A 24,478-nucleotide genomic window follows, 5' to 3' on the forward strand; every position below is an offset into this window, starting at 1 on the left:
ATTTTATTCTCCCCTCGCTTGTATGTAATCAAGTGTATAAACATTCAATGCTACTAACGAAATAGCGACAATGCCGACAGAGGACAGCACGGTGAGAACCGCCTCTTGGACCGGCATACTGAGTGGATTCACGGGTTCTGAAAAAAGCCAAATTAGCGCATTTAATAAACCTAAGCATGCAACTTTGACAACCGTATTCCTGCCGAGAGTCTCATTAGACCATGAGCCGAAGCAGCTGCATGTTATCTCCTGTTTCTGCACGATCCTTGCTTGGTAAACAGCATAGCCGAACCCTGCCAGCAAAATAAAAATCACAATTTGCGCAAGCATCCTGCTCCAGGAAAACAATAAACCTGCCCCAGCTGCGATCTCAGCGGTGCAAATGAGAACAGCTACAATCGGTAAGTGACCTGCAGGCAGCTGCAGTCGTTCGATTGTCATCCTGAAATCCGCTAACGACAACAGTTTCGACACTCCCGAAAGCACAAAAATCAAGCTCAGATACATTAGGCATAGCGCACTCATGGACACCGTTCATTCTCCTTCCCGACAACCAGGGAGACCAAGCCCCCATCCGATGACATTGATATCTTGCTAACACTGCTCCTTGCTGTTCTTCTTCGCTGTTCACTGTCTCTCTTTCATATTGCAATTGCAATGGACCCGTCATCATAATTGATACCTCACTCTTCAACGGTGATAAGAAACCAGAGGACTGGCGCTAAATATAAACAGCGGAACAAGGAGTTCCGCTGCTTATGCATGCGCTTTCATAAAATGTTAGCAGCCGCAAGTATATCTCTCTTCGGAACCATTGCCGCAGTCCCATACCTCAAGACGAACGCCAAATTTATCACGTCCGCATTGCTCCGTTGTGTTACAGGAAGTATGACGAAGAATACACATAAATGTTCACCTCCTTTCAAGTCATGAAATTCATCCATATATATGAAAGGTGTTGCCGTGCTGAAGGATCGAGGTGTATTAAACGCTGGATGTAGGAGCTTTCATTTCATAAGCCGAAAACACTGTAAGCGGGTTCAATTCAGAAGTAGCGTAAGAGGAGCTTGTCATAACTAACTAGCTTTCAAGATACTACAAATATACTATATTTGTAATTTATTACAAGGATAATATCTTACAGTAAAATAATAGGATATTATCCCTGAATAGAAAAAGGAGTCGACCGTGCAAATCCAGATCCGATTATCCAACCATCATCCCAAAGGCATCCAAGGATTACCCGGTAGCGTGATTGTGCCGGAGATCATTGTAATACCGACCACGCTTCGTTATTTTTACGTTTTGATGTCCGAAGTTAATCTGGATGTTCCCTTTGTCATATCTGTCCAGCAATTTACGGATGATGACGGAAACCATACATTTCAGAGCATTGAGGTCGGTCCGAACACCACCTCAACGGTTTATATCAATGGCATGATTCAGGAAGGCCGAATATACACCCTCACGCCGGGAGCACTAACCTTGTATTCTCCCGGCGATGTACTCCTGGCCGGCACGCCGATCTTGCTGGAGGTTTTATACCTCACCGTTCAGGTGGTGGCTTAACACACACAAAGACCCCCCACTGCATTTAGGCAGTGAGGGGTCTTTAGCGTAATTAAATGACAACGCCTTTTTTGAGGATCACATTTGCATACAGCGCCTTTTCACCTGTCGACACGATGGCATAAGCATTTTTCGCCCGTTCATAGAACGAGAATCGCTCTACCTCATCAAATTCTATGGGAACGCTGTGAAACTGCTGAACGATCTCACGGTATTCACCCCAGATCGGAGTTTCCACGGTATCCCCCGGCGTCACAGCCATCAGCGCTACTGGAGACTCAACATACGTATCCAGCGGGAATAACGGCAATATCGCGTTTAATAACGCAGGAATCCCGTGTCCGTCTGCCCGGACCAACCGCTGGCCATGACTGGCTGCCGGAAAATTGGCATCACCGAGCACAATTTCATCCGCGTGACCCATCTCCATCAGGATCTTCAGCAGCTCAGGCGAGAGCAAATGAGATATGCCTTTTAGCATGGTATGACATCCTTTTTCATCAGATTAAGATGCAAAGATTGAATCTACGCCAGGAACGTCAGTCCCAGGAGTCGATGAACCTCACTGTTGTACCTGCTGCTGTTCGACAATGGTCTTGTAATGTTGGAATGCTGCCTCCCAATCCCCGTTGGACTCAGGCTCGTACCAGGCAAGCGGAAAAGACCGCTTGACGAGTTCTACTCCCTCTTCCCGAGTGCGCAATGTACCATTCGCCACAAATTGAACCAGCATATTCCCGATAGCACTTGCTTCGATCGGTCCGGCCCACACCGTACGGCCCATGGCATTGGCCGTATACCGGCATAACAGCTCGTTTTGAATGCCGCCGCCAACCATATGAAGCCCATCGTAATACTGTCCTGTAAGAACCTCCATCCGCTCAAGCACTTCACGGTATCTTAGGGCCAGGCTCTGCAGTATGCACTGGACATACTCTCCGGTGCTATGCGGAATAGGCTGCCCTGTCTCCCGGCAGTAATCCCGAATTTCAGCCATCATATCCGCCGGATTCATGAAGCGCAGGTCATCCGGGTTTATGAAGCTGCGGAACGATTCCGCAGCCTGCGCGAGTTCAACCAGCTCTGCAAAAGAATACGTTAATCCTTGATTCTCCCATTGCCGCTTGCACTCCTGAAGAATCCAAAGGCCCATGATATTCTTCAGCAATTGAAAGGTTTGATAAGCTCCACCCTCATTGGAGAAGTCTTCTTCCAGCACGTCTGTATGGACAAGCGGCTCCGGAAGCTCGGTGCCGAGAAGTGACCAAGTTCCACATACAAGATAGGCAAAACGGGATGTGTTTGCCGGAACGGCTACCACGGCGGATTCCGTATCATGCGAAGCTACAGCAATCGCTTTAATCGCCGGAACGCACAGCTCTTGCGCCACGGTATCCTGCAGCCTTCCAATCACGGTTCCCGGCTGCACAGGATCAATGAACAGGGATGCGGGAAGCCCCAGCTCCTCCATTAACGGTTCATTCCACTTGCCTTCAGTAACATGGTATAGCTGAGTAGTGGTTGCCATAGTAAACTCGCACGCCTGGACCCCCGTCAGAAAATAGTTCAGAAGATCCGGAGTGAGCAGAAACTTATCCGCAATTTCCAGCATCGGGGATTTTGACTTCAGCATCGCATTTAACTGGAAGATCGTGTTAAACGGCATGAATTGCAGACCGGTTTCTTGAAACAGACGTTCTCTGCCGACCTGGTCGCAGGTTTCCTCCACCATGCCTTCCGTCCGCAGATCCCGGTAATGATAAGGAACTCCGATGAGCTCTCCATTACGGTCAATCAGTCCATAATCGACGCCCCATGAATCGATGCCATAACTGACCGGTTGATAGCCGGCCTGGAACGCTTTGCGGATGCCATGCTTAACCTCCTGCAGCAGCATCAGGAAATTCCAGTGCAAATGTTTTCCCATCTGGACGGGTATATTGGCAAAGCGGTGAATCTCGGTAATCTTTAGCGTGCCGGGTGATTCATGATCAGAAGAGGTGATCTCGCCCAGCAGCGCCCGGCCGCTGCTGGCCCCCAAGTCAAACGCAAGCACCGCAGATGATTTGCTCATAAGCCGCATCCTTTCTCACCTTTAGTACTATACCGATCCGGGTCTTGAACAACCGGATCCGTTCCACAATCTTTCTATTTCATCTTCTGCAGAAGCTGAATACGATAATCTTCGCTCTCCAGCGCAGCAATATCGTCCACTTCCTGGTCTGTCAGCGGCACCGGTGTGCCGGCTGCCTTGGCGCTCAGATAAATTTTGGCGCTCTCTTCAACTACCTGAGTTCGGTAATACGCTTCACGCAGATTCCGGCCAGTTGTGACCAGTCCGTGGTTCCCCAGCAGGATTGAACTGGCTGCAGTTACTTTCTCCGCGACGGCATCTGCCAGCAAATCCGTCGTAGGAATGATGTAAGGGATATAGGCCGTACGTCCAACCAATGCCGCCTGATCCGGGAACATCACCGGCAGTTCCTTCTCCACCAACGTAAAGGCAATGCAATGGGATGGATGTGTATGCACCATCGCCCCGATATCGGGGTTGCTGCGGTATCCATACAGATGCATCAGCACTTCGGAAGATGGTCGTAGACCTATATCGGTAATATCGCCGGTCGGGATATCCACTTCAATCCATTGCTCCGGTCCAATCTCCTCCAGCGCAAAACCGCTCGGGGACAAATACATTTTGTCCCCGGCTCTGGCGCTGATGTTTCCTCCAGGTCCTACAACGAGTCCGCTGTCGACGATTTTTTTGGCATACTTGCAGAGCTCGTTTCTCGTGTCCATATTCAGCATGATGTCCTACTCCTCTCGATTGACCTTATTTATATAGAGGACCGAAGTTCTGACAAGCGCGGAAATCTGCGCTCTCCGGATCGGTCGTTCCGAACATCCCCCATGCACGCGGGCGGAACACCTCTTCGGCAGGCACATTATGCATGTTGACCGGAATACGCAGAACTGAAGCCAGGGTGATCAGATCCGCTCCGATATGTCCGTAACTGATCACGCCATGGTTAGCCCCCCACTGATTCATGACCTCATAAACGCTTGAGAACGCACCCTGTCCCGTAAGGTTCGGTACAAACCAGGTTGTTGGCCATGTTGGGTCAGTACGCTTGTCGAGCGTGTCGTGCACCTCCGCCGGCAGGTCCACGGAATAGCCTTCGGCGATTTGCAGGACGGGACCAAGCCCTTTTACCAAGTTTAGACGGAACATCGTCATCGGCATGCCGCCGCGCGTCAAGTAGTCGGTTGAGTAACCGCCGCCTCTGAAATACTCCAGGTTAGCCGGTCTCCATTGCGTGGCCTTCAGCGTACGATCAACCTCTTCATCCGTGATCTCCCAGAACGGTTTCATGGCCGGTTTGCCGTCAATCTCCTGCTCGCCCGTTCCATCCAGTGCAGCCGAGCCGGAATTGATCAAATGCAGGATGCCGTTCTCCGCTTTGCCTTCAAGCTTATAGCCGGTCACCCGTTCCACCGAAGCCGGACTCCAGTACGTCCGTACATCCGCAAAAATCTGTGCCGTATTGGTTAACAGGTATCCGAACAGCATGCCGACTCCATTGAGGCTGTCATTCTCCGTTGCCACGATATAAGGCGAACGTCTGCCGTTCCAATCGAAGGAGGAATTGAGGATGGTCTCCAGGAAGTCACCGTTTGGGGAATGATCCGTCCACTGGCGCTGACCTTGGAATCCGGAAGCGATTGCGCTGTGGCCCTGAGCTTCCTCTTCGAAGCCAAGCTCCTTCAGACGCGGATTGCCGATCATCAAATCACGGGTGATCAGCGTCATTTTGACGACGGTTTCCCACTCCAGATCCTTGCGCTCCCGGCTGTTCTGTAGATGATCCGGATTGTTATCCGCTCCTTCGGTACAGTTCTCCTTCACCCAAGCGAGCGCCTGCTTATACTCTTCAGGGTCATAGATGCCTTCTTCCAAACGGCGCGTAAACTCGCTCATGTCGACATATTCATTCCGCATGCCCAGATACTCCTGGAAGAAGCTGTCGTCCACGATCGAGCCGGCGATGCCCATCGACACCGAGCCCATAGATAAATACGATTGTTCGCGCATATACGCAGCAGCCAAGCCGCTCCGTGCAAAACGCAGAAGCTTCTCTTGAACGTCATCCGGGATACGGGTATCCCCTTCATCCTGAACGTCTTCGCCATAGATACCGAATGCAGGAAGCCCCTTCTGGGCATGGGCCGACAATACAGCGGCCAGGTAAACCGCCCCTGGACGTCCTGTTCCGTTGAAGCCCCATACTGCCTTCGGACGGGAAGGATCGGCATCCATCGTCTCGGTGCCGTAACACCAGCAAGGCGTAACGGTTATCGTCAGGCCGACCTCGGCATTCTTGAATTTTTTGGCGGCTGCAGTCGCTTCGGCAACACCACCAATGCACGTATCCGCAATCACGCATTCAACCGGCTCGCCGTTCGGATATTTGAGCTCCTTCGTCAACATCTCGGCGACAGCCTTAGCCAGATTCATGGTCTGTTCCTCGAGAGATTCCCGTACCCCTCTCCGTCTTCCATCTATCGTAGGACGAATGCCGATTTTCGGAAATCCGTCCCGCCATCTGTAATCGTTTTCAATTGTCATGTGTGTCACGCCTCCCTATAAGGATTATGACATCATTGTAAGATTATTCGGTGCAAGAGATAACCCACTATTTTGTTATATCGAATCATAATTTCAGCAAGACAGTGAACCATTCCGAATAGCAGATGTAAACGATATCCGCATCGAAGGGCGTTTTGCATTATAATAGGTAGAGGATGTTGCTTTCCAGGAGGGACAAGAACGTGCCAAAGATCGAAATCTCGCATAGCAAAAGCGATCACTTCCGCTTCATCAAAAATCCGCAGCTGCTCTTTGCCGGGCAGGTCGTGGACGAGGACTTCTTTTATGGACCGCCGCAAATTCATGATTTCTGCGAGATCATCTATGTTGTAGAAGGACGCGGAGAATTCACTATTGCAGGAAAAGTATACGAACTCCACAAAGGCGATGTCGCGATTTATAACCCCGGCATTCCTCACGAGGAGAGATCTATCACGGACGGGCCTTTTAAGGTGATCTACTGCGGCGTGGATTCGCTTCACATTGAAGGGGTTCCCCAGGGGATGCTGCTCCCGGCTTATGTGGAGCCAGTCATATCCTGTGAGAAATACGCCTATAAAGTGGAGAGCTATCTTTCCGAGATCCTCCGTGAATGCGATTCTCAGGTGCTTGGGTATGAAACGCTGAGCACCAACCTGCTGATGTCATTGATTACCGTGATCTATCGCATTGTGGACGTGAAGCACCAATTCCAGTCCTTGAAGGGCAAGAACGAAATTGCGCTGAGGACCAAACACTTTATCGACACCAACTATACCCAGAGCATCAGTCTCAAGGACATTGCCGATACAATGTATGTCAGTCAGCATTATTTGTCCCATCTGTTCAAAAAAGAAGTCGGCGATTCCCCCTTCAATTACTTGATATCCCGCCGGATTGAAGAGGCCAAGCGCCTGCTGGCAGATTCCGAAATGCCGATACATGAGGTTGCTTCTCAAGTGGGTTACGGCAACGATAAGTACTTCTCGATGTTATTCAAAAAAATTACTGGCCAAACGCCGAGCTCGTTCCGGGAACAGAGCAAAATGGCCATGGAACGAAGGGATTCATAGTTGTAGACAGTTTAAAAAAGCGCTTTTAATGAGCCTTAGTTCGGTACTCATCCGGACTAAGGTTATTTAATTTCTCTTGAAAACGTTCATGGTTTTCCCCTTGCGTCACATACTCGCTTTCATTTTCTTACGCTTCAAAAAGGCATGCAAAAAAGGCTCATTTCTCCTTATCCAAGTTGAAATGAGCCTCTGAAAGTCATTAATGTGTTGGTTACTTAAATGATTATCCAAAACTTTCTCTAGGATTTTTATAACACCAATCTGAGTCAAATGGTAGGGATTTTAATTGTTGCATGTCTTCCCAGCTGTAAACCCAATCATAATCCGCAACCCAAAAATAGTCGTCAGGATTTATTTTGAGATAATGATATATAAATCGAAATACCAACTCTTCGACGCCAAAAATATCTTCAATTGCTCCTACTTGATATAGTTTATGATTGGAATCCAAACCCACATCCTCATAGTAAAAAAAATCAAGTTGTGGATTATCCAATGCATCTACATAAAGTATAAACGATTCATTATTTTCTCGTACTTTCTTATCATTAATATTCAACGTCGTAGAAAGCAATTGCCCATTGCTGGCATAGTTTTTACTGTTATGAAAGTTCAGCATTACATCCGCATGGAAAGCAGAAATGATGGAATCAGCTAAAAGACGCTCCGGTGTATATTTTTTGTGGTTCATTAAGATAAAGGCAGAAGTCCCCATCCGATTATATAACCCCCTTCAAATCCTCTAATGAGTTAATGATCGTAACACCTTTAGATTTTATGGTTTCCAGCATGGCTTGTTGTTCGGGTCTTAAATTACTCAATGACTTATCAATATACAAAACAACCTTTTTATTCTCTGGATTAAAGAATAAATCATGAGTTGGATCCGTAAATTTATTAAATTGATCTACTTTTACTGCTTTAATGGATGCTTTGACTTCAATAATCGCATCTTTTGTTACAACATCTAAATCACCGGCAGCTTGACCATCACTCCTCATCACTTTTTGCGCATACGCTTTTACTTCTACATCTGTTTTATTTCTTACAAAGTCCGCAACCTTAGCCTCAGTTGCTTTACCAACGTCTTTACTATTTAAGAATTGGTCAATATCTCGATTAATATTTTTAGGAGATTGATCAACCCAAGTAAGTTCATTTCCAGCTGGATTCGTATATTTCGTTTTATTTCCTTCCTTAACTACGTCTCCAATGGTCTCATCTTGTTCCGTCCCCTCATCGGCTTTATCCTTATTTGGTGGCGAATCGTCATCCGACTCCTTGGGCTCGTCATCCGGCTTCTTGGGATCGTCATCTGGCTTCTTGGGATCGTCATCTGGCTTCTTGGGATCGTCCTGATGCTTACCCGGGCCGTCATTCTTCGGAGGTTTCGGTTTAACCGGGACGTCGGTATCCGGCTTCCGGGATCCGAGCTTATCCAGAAGCTTACGCACATAGCTGCGCCCTTTTTTTCCGACCCAGCTTAGCGCTTTGCCGAATGGAATTCGGCTTAATATAATGCCTGCAGCCACGGAAAGCGCATTTTCGGGAGTCAACAGCTTCTTCGGATCGCGGATATAACCGGCAATCTCATGTCCGCTCCCGGCGATTCCCATCCCTGTCATTGCGATGCCAAAAGCCGGCCAGAATCCAACGAACAGCAGTGATAAGGCAAGGGCTCCGAGCAGGATCGCGCCCTGTTCATACCAATCCAGCCGATCCCACCAATCTTGCAGCGAGTCGAACATACAGGCAAAACATGCCGTTTCTCCACCGCTCGCATATGTCCCGATACCTGTGAACATGCCGGCCACGAGCAGAATTATAGCGACCCCGGTTAACGCCTGGCAAAGAGCTTTTACCTGAGCATCGATAGGCTCCTGTCTACTGGCTGCTTCTTCATTTCCATAAAGCAAATGAAATCCGAGCTCCCTGCGCTCCCGGTAAAATCCTAGCCAATATACGAATTTCCCACGGTCTAGACAAAAAGAGCGGGTCATATTCCACAGCTCGGTAAACGGATTAAGCAGCGGCTCGTTCGGCAGTGACGGCAGACGGTTTCGTATTTTGTTCAGTGACCAATAATCGGCAGCGATCGATGCAAACAGCATCAGCAGGAAGGCCGGCTGAGTTTTATAACCGCTGCCGGTCCAATCATGAAGTTGGAGCACCCAACCCGGCAGCTGATGCTGACCGTTATAGGCAGCGTGATCCAGGATGGCCCACAGCAATATGATTACCGGGAACAGAAAAACCCATTTCGTCAGTTTTGTCCGCAGTCGATAGGCAATTCCGCACGCAAGCGCGATCATGGCGGTATGTACAGGATGACCGACGGTCATCAGCGTCGGAAACACACTTTCTTCGAAACGCCCAGGAAACAACGAGAACAAATCCCAATGAATCGTTTCGCCGCCCAGCCATGTAAAGCTGTAGCCGAACTTTTCCTCAAGCGGGCCGGAACTTAGCCATCTTCGGGAGAGCTCTTCCATCAGTTGGAAGCCAACGCCAGTCGCCGCGCCGATGAGCGTGTAATCGCTTAAACTCAAAGCGGAAGCTCGACGCGAGAACAACAGAAATATGCCTAGCGGAAGGAGCTTCCACAATTCTTCGAAAATTGGCGTGATCACGGCAATGGACCAGGTGTCAGATGTGCTTCCGCCGAAAAGCACGTGGAGAGCATTGACCGTAAGCGTCGTAAAAGGTACGACAAGAAAAACGCCCGCCAGAACAAACAGCACAATCTGCTTCCACGGTATCGTTTTGCTTCGGCATAGAAACCAAAATTGCAGGAGTACATAAAACGACCATAAATATTGAACCATCATGGTACGCGATTCTTTAACGAAAAACAAGCTTAAAACAAACAGGATTAGCGACAACCAGGAAAATATCGTATACGCCGTTTTAATAAATGGATATTTCTCAATCCAGGATCGGCCAGTTCGATAGATAGACTCCAGGAAATCCCGAATTCCGGTTCGGATGGACCAGATCGAATTCATAACGGTCGCCTCCTTTGAAAGCGGCTTCGTGCGAGCAGGACGTCTCCCTTGATGTCGGTCCGGCCACGAGTAATGATAAGAACTCATAAAACCATGGTCACCGATCGATCGCAGCGGAGGTTTTTTTGAGTTTCTCCGCAAATTATCTATAGTCTGTTTTTTACAAGATATTAGTAGTATAGTCATTCTAGTAAAATGTGGCAAAAGGCGCTGGTCTCATATCTGATGGATATTTTCAACAATATCCCGGGAAACGAAGTTTGATTATCAAGGGTGGCTTACTTTTGTTCCCCATGAAATTCCCCATGAAAAATCCCCTCCAAGTAAACGGATGTGCTCTTTCTACGCACTGTCTACTTGAAGGGGATTATATCCATTGTACGGCTGCCTGATTTTTTAAATATGAACGGCATCCGCCTTCTATGTCGTCAAAAGTATGGGGCATGCTTGATTTTGATGGGACCGACCGCTTCGATCTTGCTCTGGCATCCCAGACGATATCCTTCTTCGATCTCCTCAGGATCCAGGCGTTGTTCTTCGGCCAGATTGGGCTCGGACAAATACTCGATTCCCTCCGCCACCATGCAGCGGCAGCGCGCACAAGTTCCTCTTTTGCAAAAAGAGTTCCAGTCCACGTCATTCCGTTCGGCCAGATCAAGCACCGTCATACCAAGAACAGGCGCCACACTGCGGCGAACCTCGCGACCTGTTAGTTCAATGATCCGATCCGGTACGGCTTCGATCATCTCTTCCGGGATGGGCGAGTTGTTGGCTTCGCTATTCCTACCCTTTTTGTTTTTCCAGAATTTAAACACGCGCGTTATCCCCCTATGCATGTAATCATCAGGTTATGTATAAAATCCTTCATTTATTATACCGGAAAGTTTAAAAAATCAACATGCTTACTCTTATCTATTCTATGACATTGACATCATGGAATTGGAACTCTATGAAAATTTTGCTATACTAGCGTATGCTAGACCTAATTCCATATTCTATGAAATCATTCTATTATTTAATGGATCGGAGGAAATACCAAAGCATGCTGCATAAACAAATAGGAAAAACAGCTGTCGCTGCCGTTCTTGCCTTATCCTTGCTCGGCACCGCACCCCATGTTGGTCAGGTACATGCTGAGCCTGCCATATCGGTAAAGCTGGATGATGTTACGCTAACCTTCGATGCAGCTCCGCGGGTAGACAAAGGGGTCACCTACGTTCCATTCCGGACGGTCGGTGAAGCGCTGGGCATTCAAATCACCTGGAATAGCAAGACGCAAACCGTAAAGGCCATCGGCAGTGTGAAAGGCCAATCGACTGAAGTGTTACTTCAGGTGGGAAGCACGACAGCAACGGTCAATGGAAAACAAGTGAAGCTTGCGGCCCCGCCGGTTCAACGGGAAGGCCGTGTACTGATCCCGCTTAGCTCGTTCAGCAGCCAATTCGGTGTCGATGTGGGCTGGAATCAGGCAACTCGCACGGTCTCCCTTGTATCGCCGCAGCGCGAGATGCATTTGAGAGCCTTCTATGCATTGCAATCTTTCCAAGAACGGGATCTTGTTGCATCTATGAATTCAGTCGCCTTTGGATGGAGCCGCATCGATCGTGAGGGTCAGTTCACGCTTCAAGGCGACGAGTACCGCCTGCCCGCTGCGGCCGGTGACGTTACGCCGCAATCGATGGTAACAGATGCTGCGGACCAGAAGATTAAACCATACCTCATGGTCTACGCCTTGGATGGAAACGGCGAATTAACCAAAGTACTGAGCGATAGCAGCCTGCGCCAAAAGTCCATTGAAGGCATCACAGCCGCGGTAACGGAGAACGGCTTCGGCGGCGTTGTACTTGATTTTGAAGGGCTCGGTTTTAAACTGGATGTCGTAAACCAGCAGAAGCTGCTCAATGATTATGTCAAGCAATTAAAGGCAGCATTGCCGCATGACATTGCTCTGTCCTTAGCGGTGCCGCCATTGAACAGCGCCTATAAAGGCTATGATTACAAAACGCTTGCTTCCATCGCCGATGATCTCATCGTTATGGCTTATCAGTACAATCCGGTCGGAACCAAATCTCAGGTTCCCGAACCAAACAGTCTGGTGGACCAAGCGATCCAGTTGGCACTCCAAGCAGGTGTCCCGAAGCAGAAGCTTTTGCTCGGCATCAGCTTAAGCAGCGAAACAGCCACTTCCGTGGACGATAAGCTCGGTTTGGCCAAGCGTTATGATCTGAAAGGCGCTGCTTTCTGGCGTCTTGGCTTGTTCCGTCTCTATAATAACGGGGTGGAAGCAGCTGTGAATGCCTCTGTTGTTAAGGAGTAACCGAACAACCCCTGTGGGATTGACAGACTTATAGTAAGAAAAACTTCAATCGACGTACTTTCACAGATGACAGACCGCAGTTTGTAGACGTTTTTCTTGCGATATCAGGAAGTCACAAGCTTCGAAGTTTATACTTTCTGATATCTAAAAAAAAAGAAAGCCTGACAAGGACAACCCTTTGTCAGGCTTTCTGGTTATGTATTGAACCCTAAACTGCAATGTAATCCAATTAGCTTGCGCTTCCTACCAGTCTCGCATAATTTTCTTGACTCAACACACGACGTGCCGTGACATAACGTGGCTCGTAATATGAATCGCTAAGCTTGCTGATTCTGACTCCCTTGCTGCTGGAAGCATGCGCAAATTGTCCGTCACCAATGTAAACGCCTGCATGAGAAATTCCGCTGCCACTTGTATTGAAGAATACCAAATCTCCAACCCGCAGATCTTCGCGATCCACATGTTCACCAGCTTGAGCCTGGCTTTGGGAAGTGCGTGGAAGATCCATATCGAAATTTCTAAACATGTACAGAATAAATCCGGAGCAATCAAACCCGCTAGTGGTCGTTCCGCCCCATTTGTATGGAGTTCCTACCAATTGCTTCACTTGATACTGAAAATTCGGTTGTTGATCAGCAAATGCTGATACGGCACCAGAAGAAAAAATAATTGCAGACCCTAGCAAAGTGATGACAAACTTCTTCAAAATATGTTCTCTCCTTCGATGCCTACGGAGTTAGCTAAGGGTTCGGTTGAAGGTTCCCTATACTCTCTATACAAGAGTAATTCACCCAAGACGGTTCCCCCGTTTTCCAAACGAAATTCGGCAAAATTCATTAACGTTTTGTAACCTTCTCTTAATATAGTATACAAGCAAGGATGCTGTCAATCATATCCTAAAAATCTATCGTTTTATGTTTGGAGCTGTCGTAAAGATGGTTAATTTCGGCCGACTATTTTTTAACCATCTCACACAGTCATGACAATTATGTAACTCTACTTTCCTTCTCAAATTGCTTTTTTTAATAATCTAGCAACTTTTTACAGATCTATGCGTTTACATAATCAGAAATGAAATTAAAGAGGTGATCGATCCATTATGAGTCAAATCACGATGGCTGAAGCTTTGGCAGTCCGGGCAGCAATCAACCGACTCTTGAATCAATTGATGTCGGAACGCTTGAACAACAGCAGCACAATCATTGAAAAAGGGGAAACGGCGGAATATCCTGTACGCAGTGTGGATGCCATTACGGAAGAAATCGAAGCCGCCGCCGCGGATTACAGAAAGCTGGATTTGCTGATGGCAATCTCCAATACAACACAAACCATTAGCTGGAACGGCTCCGACATGACCATCATGGAAGCGATCGAGCTGGCCAAACAGATCCGCAGCGATATCGGACAACTTGCTCATCTCGGCTCCCGCAAGAAGCTGGAGCGGCAGAGCAGCCGTGGCAGCGGAGATGGTGCCGTAACGCTGTTCAACGTCGCTTTATATGATCCGGAAGCTTATCAGGCGCAAGCGCGGAAGAAGGAACGCGAAGTAACCAAGCTCTCTTCACTGATTGAACATGCCAATCATACGTCCATGATTACGTTTGACGCATCCAAGTACATGGAATAGCGGCAGCCGCCGGCTCCAAGCCTGCAGGTCATCCCCACGTGCGGGTTTGGAGCCGGCGGTTTCCGCCGGCATCGCGGGAAAGTGTGAGCAACCGCTTATTGTTTGTCGGATACAAACAAACCTAACCAGGAAACCAAAAATCGCCCCCAGTGAAAACGGATGACGGCTTACAGTTCACGCCTATCACTTGTCACATGTTACGGACTTATAACGAAAAAAATGATCGCTCCGTTTCCCGCTCTCTATGAATAATTGGAAAGCCGCCCCCTGAAGGGCGGCTTTTGTCTAATTCGCTTAAGCTCGGTTAACATGAAACTACGTTGCCGATCCGAACGCTTTTTATCTAACCGCTATTACTCCTTTATCCTATCCGTAACGTTCTCTTTACACCTATGCTACTGGAACAAGGCCGCAGCTCCAACCAGACCAACATCGTCCCGAAGTCCTGCAGGAACGATCTCGTACGTGCCTAAATAGGATGGCATGACCAGCTTATCTGTCATTTCCCGCAGCTGCGGAAATAAAAGATCGCCCGCTCTGCTTACTCCCCCTCCAATCACGATGCGATCGGGGTTGAAGCTGTGAATGACGTTAACCAGTCCAAGCGCCATATAATAGATGGCTCGATCGATGACCTCTACTGCGACGGGGTCATGAAGACGTTTTGCCTCAAACACATGCTTGGCATTCACTCCCGCCTCGGCTGCGGCCAGTTCAGAAATTACGCTGGGCTGGGTGAGCATCCGCTGGGATGCTGCCTGGCCGATGGCCGTTCCTGAAGCAAATACCTCCCAGCAGCCGTGGCTCCCGCAATTGCACTGCGGACCGTTCGGATCAATGATATGATGTCCCAGTTCCCCAGCAAATGAACTGCTGCCCAGGAACAGCTTCCCATCCAGCACGATCCCTGAGCCGATGCCGGTGCTTAGCGTCACGTACACCATGTTCGTCGACCCTCTTCCGGCACCTCTTACATACTCTCCCCATGCGGCTGCATTGGCATCATTCAGCACCTGTACTTCCGTATGCAGATCACGTTCCATCCAGGCTTTGAGGGGGACATTCGTCCATTCCGGCAGATTCGTACCATGAATGACAATCCCCTCCCTACTGTTAACTGTTCCGGGTGAAGCCATCCCTACGCCTCGAAGAGGGTGGCCGTCCGACACGCTGCGGATCATGTTCGTAATTCTCGCGACCACTTCTTCAGCCGTACGCGCACCCGCTGTCTCCATTTGCTCCCGGTTCAGCAGCTGTCCTTCGGAATCAAAGAGCGCTGCCGCGATCTTCGTACCCCCAAGGTCAACGCCAACCACAAATTCTTGCTGTTTATTCCATAAGGTTTGCAATTTTTGTTCACCTGTTTCCGATAGGTTTGCTACTTCTATTGATGTATGCTCTCAGCCAGCGATCGCAGCTCGACCGGATCGATGGGTTTCAGCCCTGATCGACCGTACCGAACAGCTGAGCCGAAATGGACCTCGCTCACACCGGTCCGGTCGATAAAATCGTGTATGATTTCCCACTTCAGACCATTGCCGGCCAATATTTTAAGTTCACTGCCTGCCGTTTGTTCTACAAGCTCCCGAATTCTCGGGATGGCCTGCGGTGCAGGCTGCGGCCCTCCTGACGTTAGGACACGGGTAACCGACGGGTATTTCTGCAATGTACGCAGTCCTTCGAACTGATCCTCCAGTTCATCAAAAGCCCGGTGGAACGTGACTTGCATATCTCCTGTCCATTCCAGCATTTTGACCAAGGAGTCCTCGTCAATCTTCCCTCCCGGAGTCAGCATGCCAAGCACAACGCCAGCTGCACCTGCCTTGCGGATCGCCTTAACCTCCGCCATCATGGTAGCTATATCATGTTCGTTGTACACAAAGGATCTGCTATGAGGTCTGACCATGACATGTACAGGAATCTGAACGGCTTTCACAACCTCTTCAACAAGCCCGATTCCCGGCGTAAGCCCGCCTTCGGTTATCGCTGTGATCAATTCCAGACGGTCCGCGCCATTCTTCTCTGCTGTGATGGCATCATCCACGCATGTTGCGATTATTTCAAGCAGCATCGTCGTCACTCCTTACTGAAGTTGATTCTTTATGCATGGAGAAACTGCTTCTCCACATAATCGGCGAGCAATCTTGCACCATAGCCGGTAGCCCCCGCTGCGGAGTGGGGAAATTCCCTTTTATACTGAACCGTGCCCGCCATATCGATGTGCACCCATTTCATGGAATCCGCCACAAAATGACGGATAAACAGCGCAGCCGTTATAGCGCCTGCCAAAGTTGACGTACCCACATTTTTCAGATCGGCATAATCGCTTCTGAGATCCGATTCGTACTCGTCCATCAGCGGCATAGGCCATAGGCGCTCTCCGTTACGCTCACCGATCTCAACCAAATCGGCCGTAATCTGTTGATCACCCCAGATGCCCGCAATCTCCAAGCCCAGTGCGGCTCCGACATTACCGGTAAGGGTTGCGATATCAATCACCTTATCTGCGCCAAGCTTCGCTGCATGCAGCAGCGCATCCGCAATGATCAATCTCCCCTCCCCATCCGTATTCGCTACCTGAACGCTTAAACCATTCGGATAATGAACAACGGAAGAAGGAAGCATTGCATCCGGTCCCGATAAATTATCGGCAACGGCTATAAGCGCCGTTACGCGTACCGGAGCTTTTTGCGATACCAGAATATCCATGGCACCCACGACGGCTGCAGCGCCTCCCATATCCATACGTGCATCGCTGATGTCTCGGCCGATTTTGACGTTCATCCCGCCCATATCAAAGGTTACGCCTTTGCCAATGAGCACAATATGAGGACTATCCTTCTCGGAATCCACCCCATTATAGGAAATCTCAATCATGGCAGGCTCGTATTTGCTGCCGGCACCCACAGCGATCAGACCGTTCATCTGCCGATCATGGAGCTCTTGTCCGCGATACGCATGAAGCTGAACGGGTGCCTTCTTGAAACGATCCTCGACAACCGCAACAAACGCCTCCGGATTTAGCGTTTCCGGTGATTCATTCACCAGGTCTCGGGTGAGCTGTGTCCCTACGATTCGGATTTCTGCCGTCTGGATGATGGCTTCCATCTCTTCACGGGAAAGCCCCTGCCAATCTTCCTGTCGAAGATTTAGGGACAGAACTTGCAGATTGGCCGTAACCCCGCGATGCTTATTGAATTGATATAATCCGTACATCCATCCTTCAACCCACGCCTGGAGTTCTTCTTCTATAGATATCCGAGAAGAAGCCCCACCATCACGGGCTGAAGCTCGGATCAGTACTGCGCTTGATTTGTTTTCCTTGAGCAGTGCTCTCGCAGCGGATGCGCCTGTTCTGCGCACTTGCTCCAACGTAAGGTTCGAGCGTTGCCCCATTCCAACTACGAGATCGTCCGCTTCTTGATCAGAGCGGCCATAGAACCAAGTCAGCTTCATGCTATGCTTTCGAGATTCCGTTAAACGGAAATGAGACTCCTCGCCCTCATAAACCACATAAATCGAAGTATCTGCCAATGAAGCTTCATCTATTGTGATATTCATATCGAAGCCTTCCCTCCTAATATAAGAGAATCAACGCTGTTAAGCATTTTTCATGATTTCTTCGTCATATAAATGGCATGCCACCTGATGGCCCGGCTCCACCTCACGATAAACCGGCGTAATCTGCTTGCACACTTCCATGCAGGATGGACAGCGTGTATGGAAGCGGCAGCCTGTGGGCGGATTCACCGGACTCGGCAGATCTCCCTTCAGAATGATCCGTTCCTTCTTCTGCTTCGGATCCGGAACAGGTACCGAGGACAGCAGGGCTTGAGTATAAGGGTGCAGTGGGCGGTCGTACAGCGTATCTTTATCGGCCGTCTCCACGAGCGCGCCCAGATACATGACACCAATCCGATCGCTGATATGCTCAACCACGCTGAGATCATGGGAGATGAACAGATAAGTCAGGCCGTATTCCTCCTGAAGATCCTGCAGCAGGTTCAGCACCTGCGATTGGATGGAAACATCCAGCGCTGATACTGGTTCGTCGGCTACGATCAGATTCGGACGCACGGACAGCGCTCTGGCAATGCCGATCCGCTGCCGCTGACCGCCGCTAAACTCATGGGCAAAGCGTTCGGCATGGAAGCTGTTCAATCCGACCGTTTCCAGCAGCTCGCAAGCCAGTTTGTCCCGCTCTTTGGTGCTCAGCTTGGTATGAATGAGCAAGGGTTCCGCGACCAGTTCTTTGACCTTCATTCTTGGATTTAGGGAAGCGTATGGATCCTGGAAGACCATCTGCATGTCTTTGCGCAGCGGACGCATCTGATTCTCATTGTATCCGCTAATATCCGTTCCGTTAAACAGGACCTCGCCGCTATTTGGCGCCAGCAGACGGGTCACCAAGCGGCCTGTCGTCGATTTGCCGCAGCCGCTTTCGCCAACCAGACTGAAGGTCTCGCCCTTATGGATCGCGAAGGAGATTCCATCCACGGCACGAAGCTGCTTGGACGTACCGAAGAATCCTTTTTTCACCGTGAATGATTTCTGCAAATTCTTTACTTCTAATAGAGGTGTTTCTTTCATGCGGTTTCTCCTCCCTTCGAGTGACCTTCCTGTGTCAGCCAGCAGCGGCTCTTGCGATGTTCTTCCTGTGCGACAGGGAGAAGCTCCGGCTCCTGGGAGAGGCACTGCTCCATCACGAACGGACACCGCGGGGCAAACTTGCAGCCTTTCGGCATGTTCCGCAGATCCGGCACATTCCCTGGAATGGATTCCAAACGGCGCACCTTTTGTCTAAGCTTGGGCACTGAATGAATGAGTCCTTTGGTGTACGGATGCTGAGGGTTCTCGAACAGCTCTTCAACCGTCGCCTCTTCCACGACTCTGCCTGCGTACATGACAACCACCCGGTCGCACATTTCGGCCACGACGCCAAGATCATGGGTAATAAGCAGCATGCCCATTTCCTGCTCGGTCTTCAGTCGATTCATCAGATCCAGGATCTGAGCCTGAATCGTGACGTCAAGGGCGGTGGTCGGCTCGTCGGCAATCAGCAGCTTCGGATTGCAGGACATCGCCATCGCAATCATGACCCGCTGTCGCATACCGCCGGACAATTGGTGCGGATAGTCATCCACAACTTCATCAGCCCGCGGAATACCCACGAGTTTGAGCGAGTCGATGGCATGCTGCCGCGCTTTCTTGCGGCTATAGCCCAAGTGCAGCATGATGGATTCCTCCAGCTGTTTCCCGATACGAAGGACGGGATTAAGCGATGTCATCGGCTCTTGGAAGATCATGGCCAGCTCGTTTCCACGATAGCGGCGCATTTCTTTTTCCGACATTTGTACGAGATCCTTACCCTCAAAGCTTACCGAGCCCCCGGATATTCGGCCGGGCGTATCTTTAAGAAGCCTCATAATGGACAGGGAGGTCACGCTTTTGCCGCATCCGGATTCACCCACGAGTCCAAGCACTTCGCCTTTATTGATGTGAAAATCGACCCCTGCTACGGCAAGCACCGATGAGCCATCGCGTTTGAATTCGGTTTTGAGACCCTTTACTTCAAGCAATGTTTGCGTCACGATCTATCCCCCCTATTAGTTTTTCGTTTTCGGATCAAGGGCATCATTCAGTCCGTCACCGATCAGATTGAATGCTAGCACGGTCAGGAATATCAGAAGTCCCGGGTAGTACACGATATGCGGTGCAATACTTAAGTAATCGCGCCCCATACTGAGCATGGCGCCCCAGTCCGGTTCCGTCGGCTTGGCACCGAGTCCGAGGAAGCTTAACGAAGAAGCAGCCAGAATGGCGCCGCCGATTCTCATCGACACGTTGACAATGATGCTGGGAACCGTCTCAGGAAAAATATGCTTCCATATAATCCGGTTATGCTTGGCGCCCATGGATCTTGCCGCCTCTACATATAAAGACTCCTTGGCGGAGAGTGTTACGCTTCGGATGATTCTGGCAAACGACGGCGTCCCGAAGACCGCCACAGCGATCACCACATTGGATAAGCCCGGCCCCAGAATCGCTACGATACCGATCGCAAGCAGCAGATCGGGGAAGGAGAACATGACGTCACTGCCTCGCATGATAAGACGGTCGATCCAGCCGCCATAGTACCCGCTGATCAGTCCGAGAATCGTACCGAGAATTGCGGATATAAATACGGCGCTTAAGCTGACCACCATGGTCAACCTTGTTCCGTCAATCAAGCGGCTCAGAATATCACGACCGTACTCATCCGTACCTGCCCAATGGGCAGCCGACGGGCCTTGCATCATCGCATCATAGTTCGGCTCATTCGGAGGATACGGAACGATTTGCGGACCGATCACCGCCAGCACTAGTAGTAACAAGATAAATCCGCTTGATATAACAGCAAGCTTTTGTTTCATGAATTTAGACGTGAACGCTTTAAATTTGCCAGTTGCCTGGCTCTTCGCAAGCGTATCCTCCGGTACGGAGGAATTGACCGTCACTGTTGAATTGTCGCTCATGGGTTCCCCCTCCTATTTCGATGCATACCGGATTTTTGGATTCAGTACACCGTACAATAAATCGACAATCAGGTTAATCAGAATAAATTCGGCTGCAAACAGCAGTAATAGCGCTTGAATGACGGTATAATCACGGAACGCGATCGAGTCTACCAAGAGTCGCCCCATGCCGGGAATACTGAATACCGTCTCAACCATAACTGAGCCGCCCAGCAAAAATCCGAACTGCAGTCCCGCTACGGTCACGACCTGAATCAGGGAGTTGCGCAGTGCGTGTCTTCCGACTACAACGAATTCCCTCAGACCCTTCGCGCGTCCCGTCCGGACATAATCCTCACGCATCGTCTCCAGCATCGATGTACGGGAGTACCTTGCCAGCATGGACATAATTCCGGCCCCCAGCGTAAAGGAAGGCAGAATGTAGGACTGCCAGCTGTCGACACCGCCTGTCGGGAACCAGCCCAGCTCGACAGAGAAAATTTGAATAAGTACAAGACCAAGCCAGAAGCCTGGCAGGGAAATACCGGATATCGCCGTCAACATCCCGATATAGTCCGGCCATTTTCCGCGATTAACGGCAGATACGATACCAATGATCAGACCAATGACCAGTGCCCAGCCAAGGCTGGTAAAGGTCAGGACAATCGTCGGAAAAAAGCGGCTTTCCAACATGTCCGTCACCGGTAAACCGGAAGTAACGGATACACCCAAGTCACCCTTCAACAGATCACCCATGTAGTTCACATACTGCTGCCATAGCGGCAAGTTTAAGCCTAGCTGCTCTCGAATCCCGTTGATCTCCTCAAGGGTGGCATCCTTACCTGCAACAAGTCGTGCCGGATCTCCAGGAATAAGGTGAATGAACATAAATACAAGAATAGATACAACGAACAACAGCGGGATAACACCCAGCAGCCTCTGAATTGCATATCTTCCCAAAGGATGTGCCTCCTTTCAACATGCCAGCTTTTAAAATACGATGGACCGCTTCCTTATTGATTCAAGAGGCGGCCCACCACAAGGTATACGTTTAGCAAGCTCTTCGCTGCCTGATTATTTGACTTCTGCGTTGATCACGCTGATCGATCCGTCCGGAAGAGCTTTAACGCCTTCAAGATAAGCTCTCTTGCCGGTGATGACCTGATCGACCCCGAGGAATGCCCAAGGAGCGTCTTCCCAGATTTGTTTTTGGATGTTTGCATAGATTTCTTTTGCATCTTCAGCTTTTACGGAGGCGTTAGCATCCTTGATCCATTGATCTACATTGTCGTTCTTGTAGTATGCTGTATTGGAACCAGCTGGCGGGAAGAATTCACTGCTGAACAGACCCTTTGTTGCACCGTCAGCATCACCTGACGAAGGGGACCAGCTTACATACCACATTTGAATTTTTGCGTTTTCCGGCGTAGCCGAGTTAATCTGATCAGACAGGGTAGCACCCTCCATCGATTTCGGTTCAACTTTGATTCCGACAAGCGCCAGCTGCTGCTGAATGAACTGCATGCCTTTTACCGTTTCGGAATCGTTTTCTCCCCAAATCTCAGCTTCGAATCCATCTGGATAGCCTGCTTCCGCCAAGAGGGATTTGGCTTTCTCCGGGTCATACTCATAACCGGATTGCTCAGCGTAATACTGCGTCATGGAGGACATGGAAGAGTTCAGCTTCGAGCCCAGTCCGGATTTAACTACTTTAATGTAAGCATCTTTATCGATAGCATAGTTGATGGCTTGACGAACCTTCAGATCGTCATAAGGTTTCTTCATGGTGTTAAGCGTAATATAACGAACGATGGTGGAATCGGTCTTATCAATGACGATATTGGAATCGCCTTCTACTTCAGAGACTTGCTCGGTAGGCATTGGATAGATGAAATCCGCTTCGCCCGTCTTCAGCATCGCGATCCGGGAACCGTTCTCCGGTACCGGTTTGAACGTAATGCTGTCTACCTTCGGAAGACCTTCTTGCCAGTAATCTTCATTCTTTACAACGACAAGGCGGTCACCTTGAATCCATTCCTTGAACTTGTATGCCGCCGTACCAACAGGATTCTTCGTGATGTCAGCACTTTCCTTGAGCGCTTTCGGGCTGATCATCAGCGCCATCGCGGTCTTGTTCAAGAAAGCATTGTACGGTTGGCTAAGGGTGATGACAACCGTGTGGTCATCCGGAGTTTTAACATCGGCGACGGTAGAGAAGCTTTTACGCATTCTAAGATTGTTCTTTTCATCCATGATGCGATCCAGGTTGACTTTTACAGCTTCTGCATTGAAATCCGTTCCATCATGGAACTTTACGTTCTGGCGCAGATTGAATGTGTAAGTCAGGCCGTCTTCGCTGATCTTGTAGTCTTCAGCCAGCACAGGAACGAGTTCCATCTTCTCGTTGAAGCCCATCAAACCTTCGTACATCGTGCGTGCACCGGAAATGGAGTGCGTGTCTCCGGCATTGTGAGGGTCAAGCGTAATGAAGTTGGCGTTAATCGCAATGACAACATCTTTGTTATCTTTTGTCACCGGCTTACTCTCGCCGCCGCCTTCACTTGCCCCTTTGCCGCTTCCGCTGTTTCCGCCGCAGCCTGCCGCAACAATCGTAAATGCGAGCAGCAGCATGAGCAGTGACCATGTTCTACCTTTGAATCTCATTGTTTTACTCCCCCTTTGATGTAGTGAATATCTATAGATTCACTCGCCGCGTCTGCATATAACATCCTGCCGATCGCCTTGAGTTCCTCACAGCTTAAACATTCCATTCATACACCGCGCGTCGCTTCCCAACCAGCGTACCGCCATCGTTGAAAATCTCATTCGGAACAAGCGCATACAAGCGGTCGATCGTAGCCTGATCGCTGTAACCGAGGCGCTCCAGAATGGAAGCGATAATGCATGGCCATACTTGCTCGGAGCCATCGGATACTTTAAGCGAGATCGCCAAGCGTTCTTTCCGAAGTCCGATGCCATACACACCCTTGGCACCGCCCTTGGCTGCCAGGTTGTGGTCCCGGAGCAAGGCGGAGCACACAAACTTCGTGTCTGCAATGATATCCGGATACTCATTCATCAGCTTTGCCATTCTGGCAGCTGCATCCGCCGTCTCCGCGTCCTTGATCAAATCCGGGCAGGCCAGCTTAAGGAAAGCGTATCCGATACGGTCCAGCGGAAGCGCAAAAATGGGAAGCCCACAGCCATCAATGCCTTGCGGAATCGAGGAAACCGGAACTTCGGCAAAATAAGCCAGCGTCTCGATGATCTCTTGCTGAACCGGATGCTCCGGCTTGTAATACGTGCTCTCGTCCCAGCCCATATGCTTACACAAAGCAATCAAGCCGCTGTGCTTACCCGAGCAGTTATGGAAGATCCGCCGCTTGTCCTCATGATCTCGATGGCGCTGCGCCTTGGCATCCTCATTCAATGGATAAGTTGCGCAGCAGTGTAGCGTTTCTTCCTGAATCCCGGTTTTCTTCAAAATAGATTCCAATGCATCAATGTGGAAGCGTTCGCCCCGGTGGGAAGCGGCAAACAAGGCCGTTTCTTCCCCCGTAAGTCCGTACACCTCGTCAATCCGGCGTTTCATTACCGGTATTGCTTGGAATGGTTTAGCCGCCGATCTCAGAAAGGTCATATGATGCGGATCACCCGCTGCATAAACCACCTTTCCGTTCTCGTCTACAACGCTGATCGCTCCATAGTGAATGTTCTCCAGTACGTTTCCGCGATATTCCTCTACCAATGGCACAAATCCCATGAT

Annotated in this window: 22 protein-coding genes and 1 riboswitch; of the genes, 4 read left to right on the forward strand and 18 right to left on the reverse strand. The window is 49.7% G+C overall.

The features are described 5' to 3' along the window. Positions 1–3: 3 nt before the first annotated feature. On the reverse strand, positions 4–525 hold the full coding sequence (locus ACOZB4_RS09540) for a MauE/DoxX family redox-associated membrane protein (RefSeq protein ID WP_379404841.1): 522 nt from the start codon (positions 523–525) through the stop codon (positions 4–6). Positions 526–1,188: 663 nt separating this feature from the next. On the opposite strand from ACOZB4_RS09540, the gene ACOZB4_RS09545 reads away from it, so the two are divergent. Continuing rightward, positions 1,189–1,569 (forward strand): DUF4183 domain-containing protein, encoded by a 381-nt coding sequence (locus ACOZB4_RS09545; protein ID WP_379404335.1) that lies wholly within the window; start codon positions 1,189–1,191, stop codon positions 1,567–1,569. 52 nt (positions 1,570–1,621) lie between these two features. Here the strand turns inward: ACOZB4_RS09545 and fucU are convergent, their stop codons facing one another. From fucU to ACOZB4_RS09565, 4 genes are all read right to left on the reverse strand, one after another. Further along, a complete protein-coding gene (fucU, locus tag ACOZB4_RS09550; protein ID WP_379404337.1) occupies positions 1,622–2,050 on the reverse strand; it encodes an L-fucose mutarotase in 429 nt (142 codons plus the stop codon). A gap of 81 nt (positions 2,051–2,131) precedes the next feature. Further along, positions 2,132–3,643: a rhamnulokinase gene (locus ACOZB4_RS09555; RefSeq protein ID WP_379404339.1), complete on the reverse strand. Its 1,512-nt coding sequence runs from the start codon at positions 3,641–3,643 to the stop codon at positions 2,132–2,134. Positions 3,644–3,717: 74 nt separating this feature from the next. Next, the gene (locus ACOZB4_RS09560) at positions 3,718–4,377 is read right to left on the reverse strand and encodes a class II aldolase/adducin family protein (RefSeq protein ID WP_339290613.1); all 660 of its coding nucleotides are present in this window, start codon (positions 4,375–4,377) and stop codon (positions 3,718–3,720) included. A gap of 25 nt (positions 4,378–4,402) precedes the next feature. After that, complete coding sequence (locus ACOZB4_RS09565) at positions 4,403–6,196, reverse strand: L-fucose isomerase (RefSeq protein ID WP_339265918.1); 1,794 nt, start codon at positions 6,194–6,196, stop codon at positions 4,403–4,405. Positions 6,197–6,399: 203 nt separating this feature from the next. Between ACOZB4_RS09565 and ACOZB4_RS09570 the strand changes: the two genes are divergently transcribed. Then, complete coding sequence (locus tag ACOZB4_RS09570; RefSeq protein ID WP_379404342.1) at positions 6,400–7,269, forward strand: AraC family transcriptional regulator; 870 nt, start codon at positions 6,400–6,402, stop codon at positions 7,267–7,269. 223 nt (positions 7,270–7,492) lie between these two features. Here the strand turns inward: ACOZB4_RS09570 and ACOZB4_RS09575 are convergent, their stop codons facing one another. From ACOZB4_RS09575 to ACOZB4_RS09585, 3 genes are all read right to left on the reverse strand, one after another. Further along, positions 7,493–7,984 (reverse strand): hypothetical protein, encoded by a 492-nt coding sequence (locus ACOZB4_RS09575; protein ID WP_379404344.1) that lies wholly within the window; start codon positions 7,982–7,984, stop codon positions 7,493–7,495. A 4-nt stretch (positions 7,985–7,988) separates the two neighbouring features. Continuing rightward, positions 7,989–10,274: a PrsW family intramembrane metalloprotease gene (locus tag ACOZB4_RS09580; RefSeq protein ID WP_379404346.1), complete on the reverse strand. Its 2,286-nt coding sequence runs from the start codon at positions 10,272–10,274 to the stop codon at positions 7,989–7,991. Between the two features lie 428 nt (positions 10,275–10,702). After that, on the reverse strand, positions 10,703–11,089 hold the full coding sequence (locus ACOZB4_RS09585; RefSeq protein WP_379404348.1) for a 2Fe-2S iron-sulfur cluster-binding protein: 387 nt from the start codon (positions 11,087–11,089) through the stop codon (positions 10,703–10,705). A gap of 227 nt (positions 11,090–11,316) precedes the next feature. Between ACOZB4_RS09585 and ACOZB4_RS09590 the strand changes: the two genes are divergently transcribed. Next, the gene (locus ACOZB4_RS09590; RefSeq protein ID WP_379404350.1) at positions 11,317–12,591 is read left to right on the forward strand and encodes a stalk domain-containing protein; all 1,275 of its coding nucleotides are present in this window, start codon (positions 11,317–11,319) and stop codon (positions 12,589–12,591) included. A 229-nt stretch (positions 12,592–12,820) separates the two neighbouring features. Here the strand turns inward: ACOZB4_RS09590 and ACOZB4_RS09595 are convergent, their stop codons facing one another. Further along, positions 12,821–13,297, reverse strand: a complete 477-nt coding sequence (locus ACOZB4_RS09595; RefSeq protein ID WP_076321999.1) for a C40 family peptidase — start codon at positions 13,295–13,297, stop codon at positions 12,821–12,823. A 3-nt stretch (positions 13,298–13,300) separates the two neighbouring features. Continuing rightward, a riboswitch (cyclic di-AMP (ydaO/yuaA leader) is annotated at positions 13,301–13,430 on the reverse strand. Positions 13,431–13,690: 260 nt separating this feature from the next. Here ACOZB4_RS09595 and ACOZB4_RS09600 point away from each other — a divergent pair. Further along, a complete protein-coding gene (locus ACOZB4_RS09600) occupies positions 13,691–14,218 on the forward strand; it encodes a hypothetical protein (protein ID WP_379404353.1) in 528 nt (175 codons plus the stop codon). Positions 14,219–14,613: 395 nt separating this feature from the next. Here the strand turns inward: ACOZB4_RS09600 and ACOZB4_RS09605 are convergent, their stop codons facing one another. The 9 genes from ACOZB4_RS09605 to ACOZB4_RS09645 all read right to left on the reverse strand — a co-directional run bounded on the left by ACOZB4_RS09605 (position 14,614) and on the right by ACOZB4_RS09645 (position 24,475). Next, positions 14,614–15,567 (reverse strand): ROK family protein, encoded by a 954-nt coding sequence (locus ACOZB4_RS09605; RefSeq protein ID WP_379404355.1) that lies wholly within the window; start codon positions 15,565–15,567, stop codon positions 14,614–14,616. A gap of 35 nt (positions 15,568–15,602) precedes the next feature. Further along, positions 15,603–16,289, reverse strand: coding sequence for a copper homeostasis protein CutC (locus tag ACOZB4_RS09610; protein WP_076322002.1), 687 nt, complete (start codon positions 16,287–16,289; stop codon positions 15,603–15,605). A 29-nt stretch (positions 16,290–16,318) separates the two neighbouring features. Further along, positions 16,319–17,779, reverse strand: a complete 1,461-nt coding sequence (locus tag ACOZB4_RS09615) for a leucyl aminopeptidase family protein (RefSeq protein WP_379404357.1) — start codon at positions 17,777–17,779, stop codon at positions 16,319–16,321. Between the two features lie 39 nt (positions 17,780–17,818). Then, the gene (locus tag ACOZB4_RS09620; RefSeq protein ID WP_076322004.1) at positions 17,819–18,808 is read right to left on the reverse strand and encodes an ABC transporter ATP-binding protein; all 990 of its coding nucleotides are present in this window, start codon (positions 18,806–18,808) and stop codon (positions 17,819–17,821) included. Continuing rightward, the gene (locus ACOZB4_RS09625; RefSeq protein WP_379404360.1) at positions 18,805–19,809 is read right to left on the reverse strand and encodes an ABC transporter ATP-binding protein; all 1,005 of its coding nucleotides are present in this window, start codon (positions 19,807–19,809) and stop codon (positions 18,805–18,807) included. Before ACOZB4_RS09625 ends, ACOZB4_RS09620 begins: the two co-directional genes overlap by 4 nt. A 15-nt stretch (positions 19,810–19,824) precedes the next feature. Continuing rightward, on the reverse strand, positions 19,825–20,733 hold the full coding sequence (locus ACOZB4_RS09630) for an ABC transporter permease (protein WP_339265936.1): 909 nt from the start codon (positions 20,731–20,733) through the stop codon (positions 19,825–19,827). Between the two features lie 12 nt (positions 20,734–20,745). Further along, entirely contained in the window at positions 20,746–21,672 is a 927-nt protein-coding gene (locus ACOZB4_RS09635; protein WP_076322007.1) for an ABC transporter permease subunit, read from the reverse strand. A gap of 114 nt (positions 21,673–21,786) precedes the next feature. Further along, positions 21,787–23,376: a glutathione ABC transporter substrate-binding protein gene (locus ACOZB4_RS09640; RefSeq protein ID WP_339265938.1), complete on the reverse strand. Its 1,590-nt coding sequence runs from the start codon at positions 23,374–23,376 to the stop codon at positions 21,787–21,789. Positions 23,377–23,470: 94 nt separating this feature from the next. Then, the gene (locus ACOZB4_RS09645) at positions 23,471–24,475 is read right to left on the reverse strand and encodes an asparaginase (protein WP_339265940.1); all 1,005 of its coding nucleotides are present in this window, start codon (positions 24,473–24,475) and stop codon (positions 23,471–23,473) included. Positions 24,476–24,478 lie beyond the last annotated feature (3 nt).

The sequence above is a fragment of the Paenibacillus sp. NPDC058898 genome (genome assembly GCF_049316025.1).
Classification (GTDB): Bacteria; Bacillota; Bacilli; order Paenibacillales; family Paenibacillaceae; genus Paenibacillus_AQ.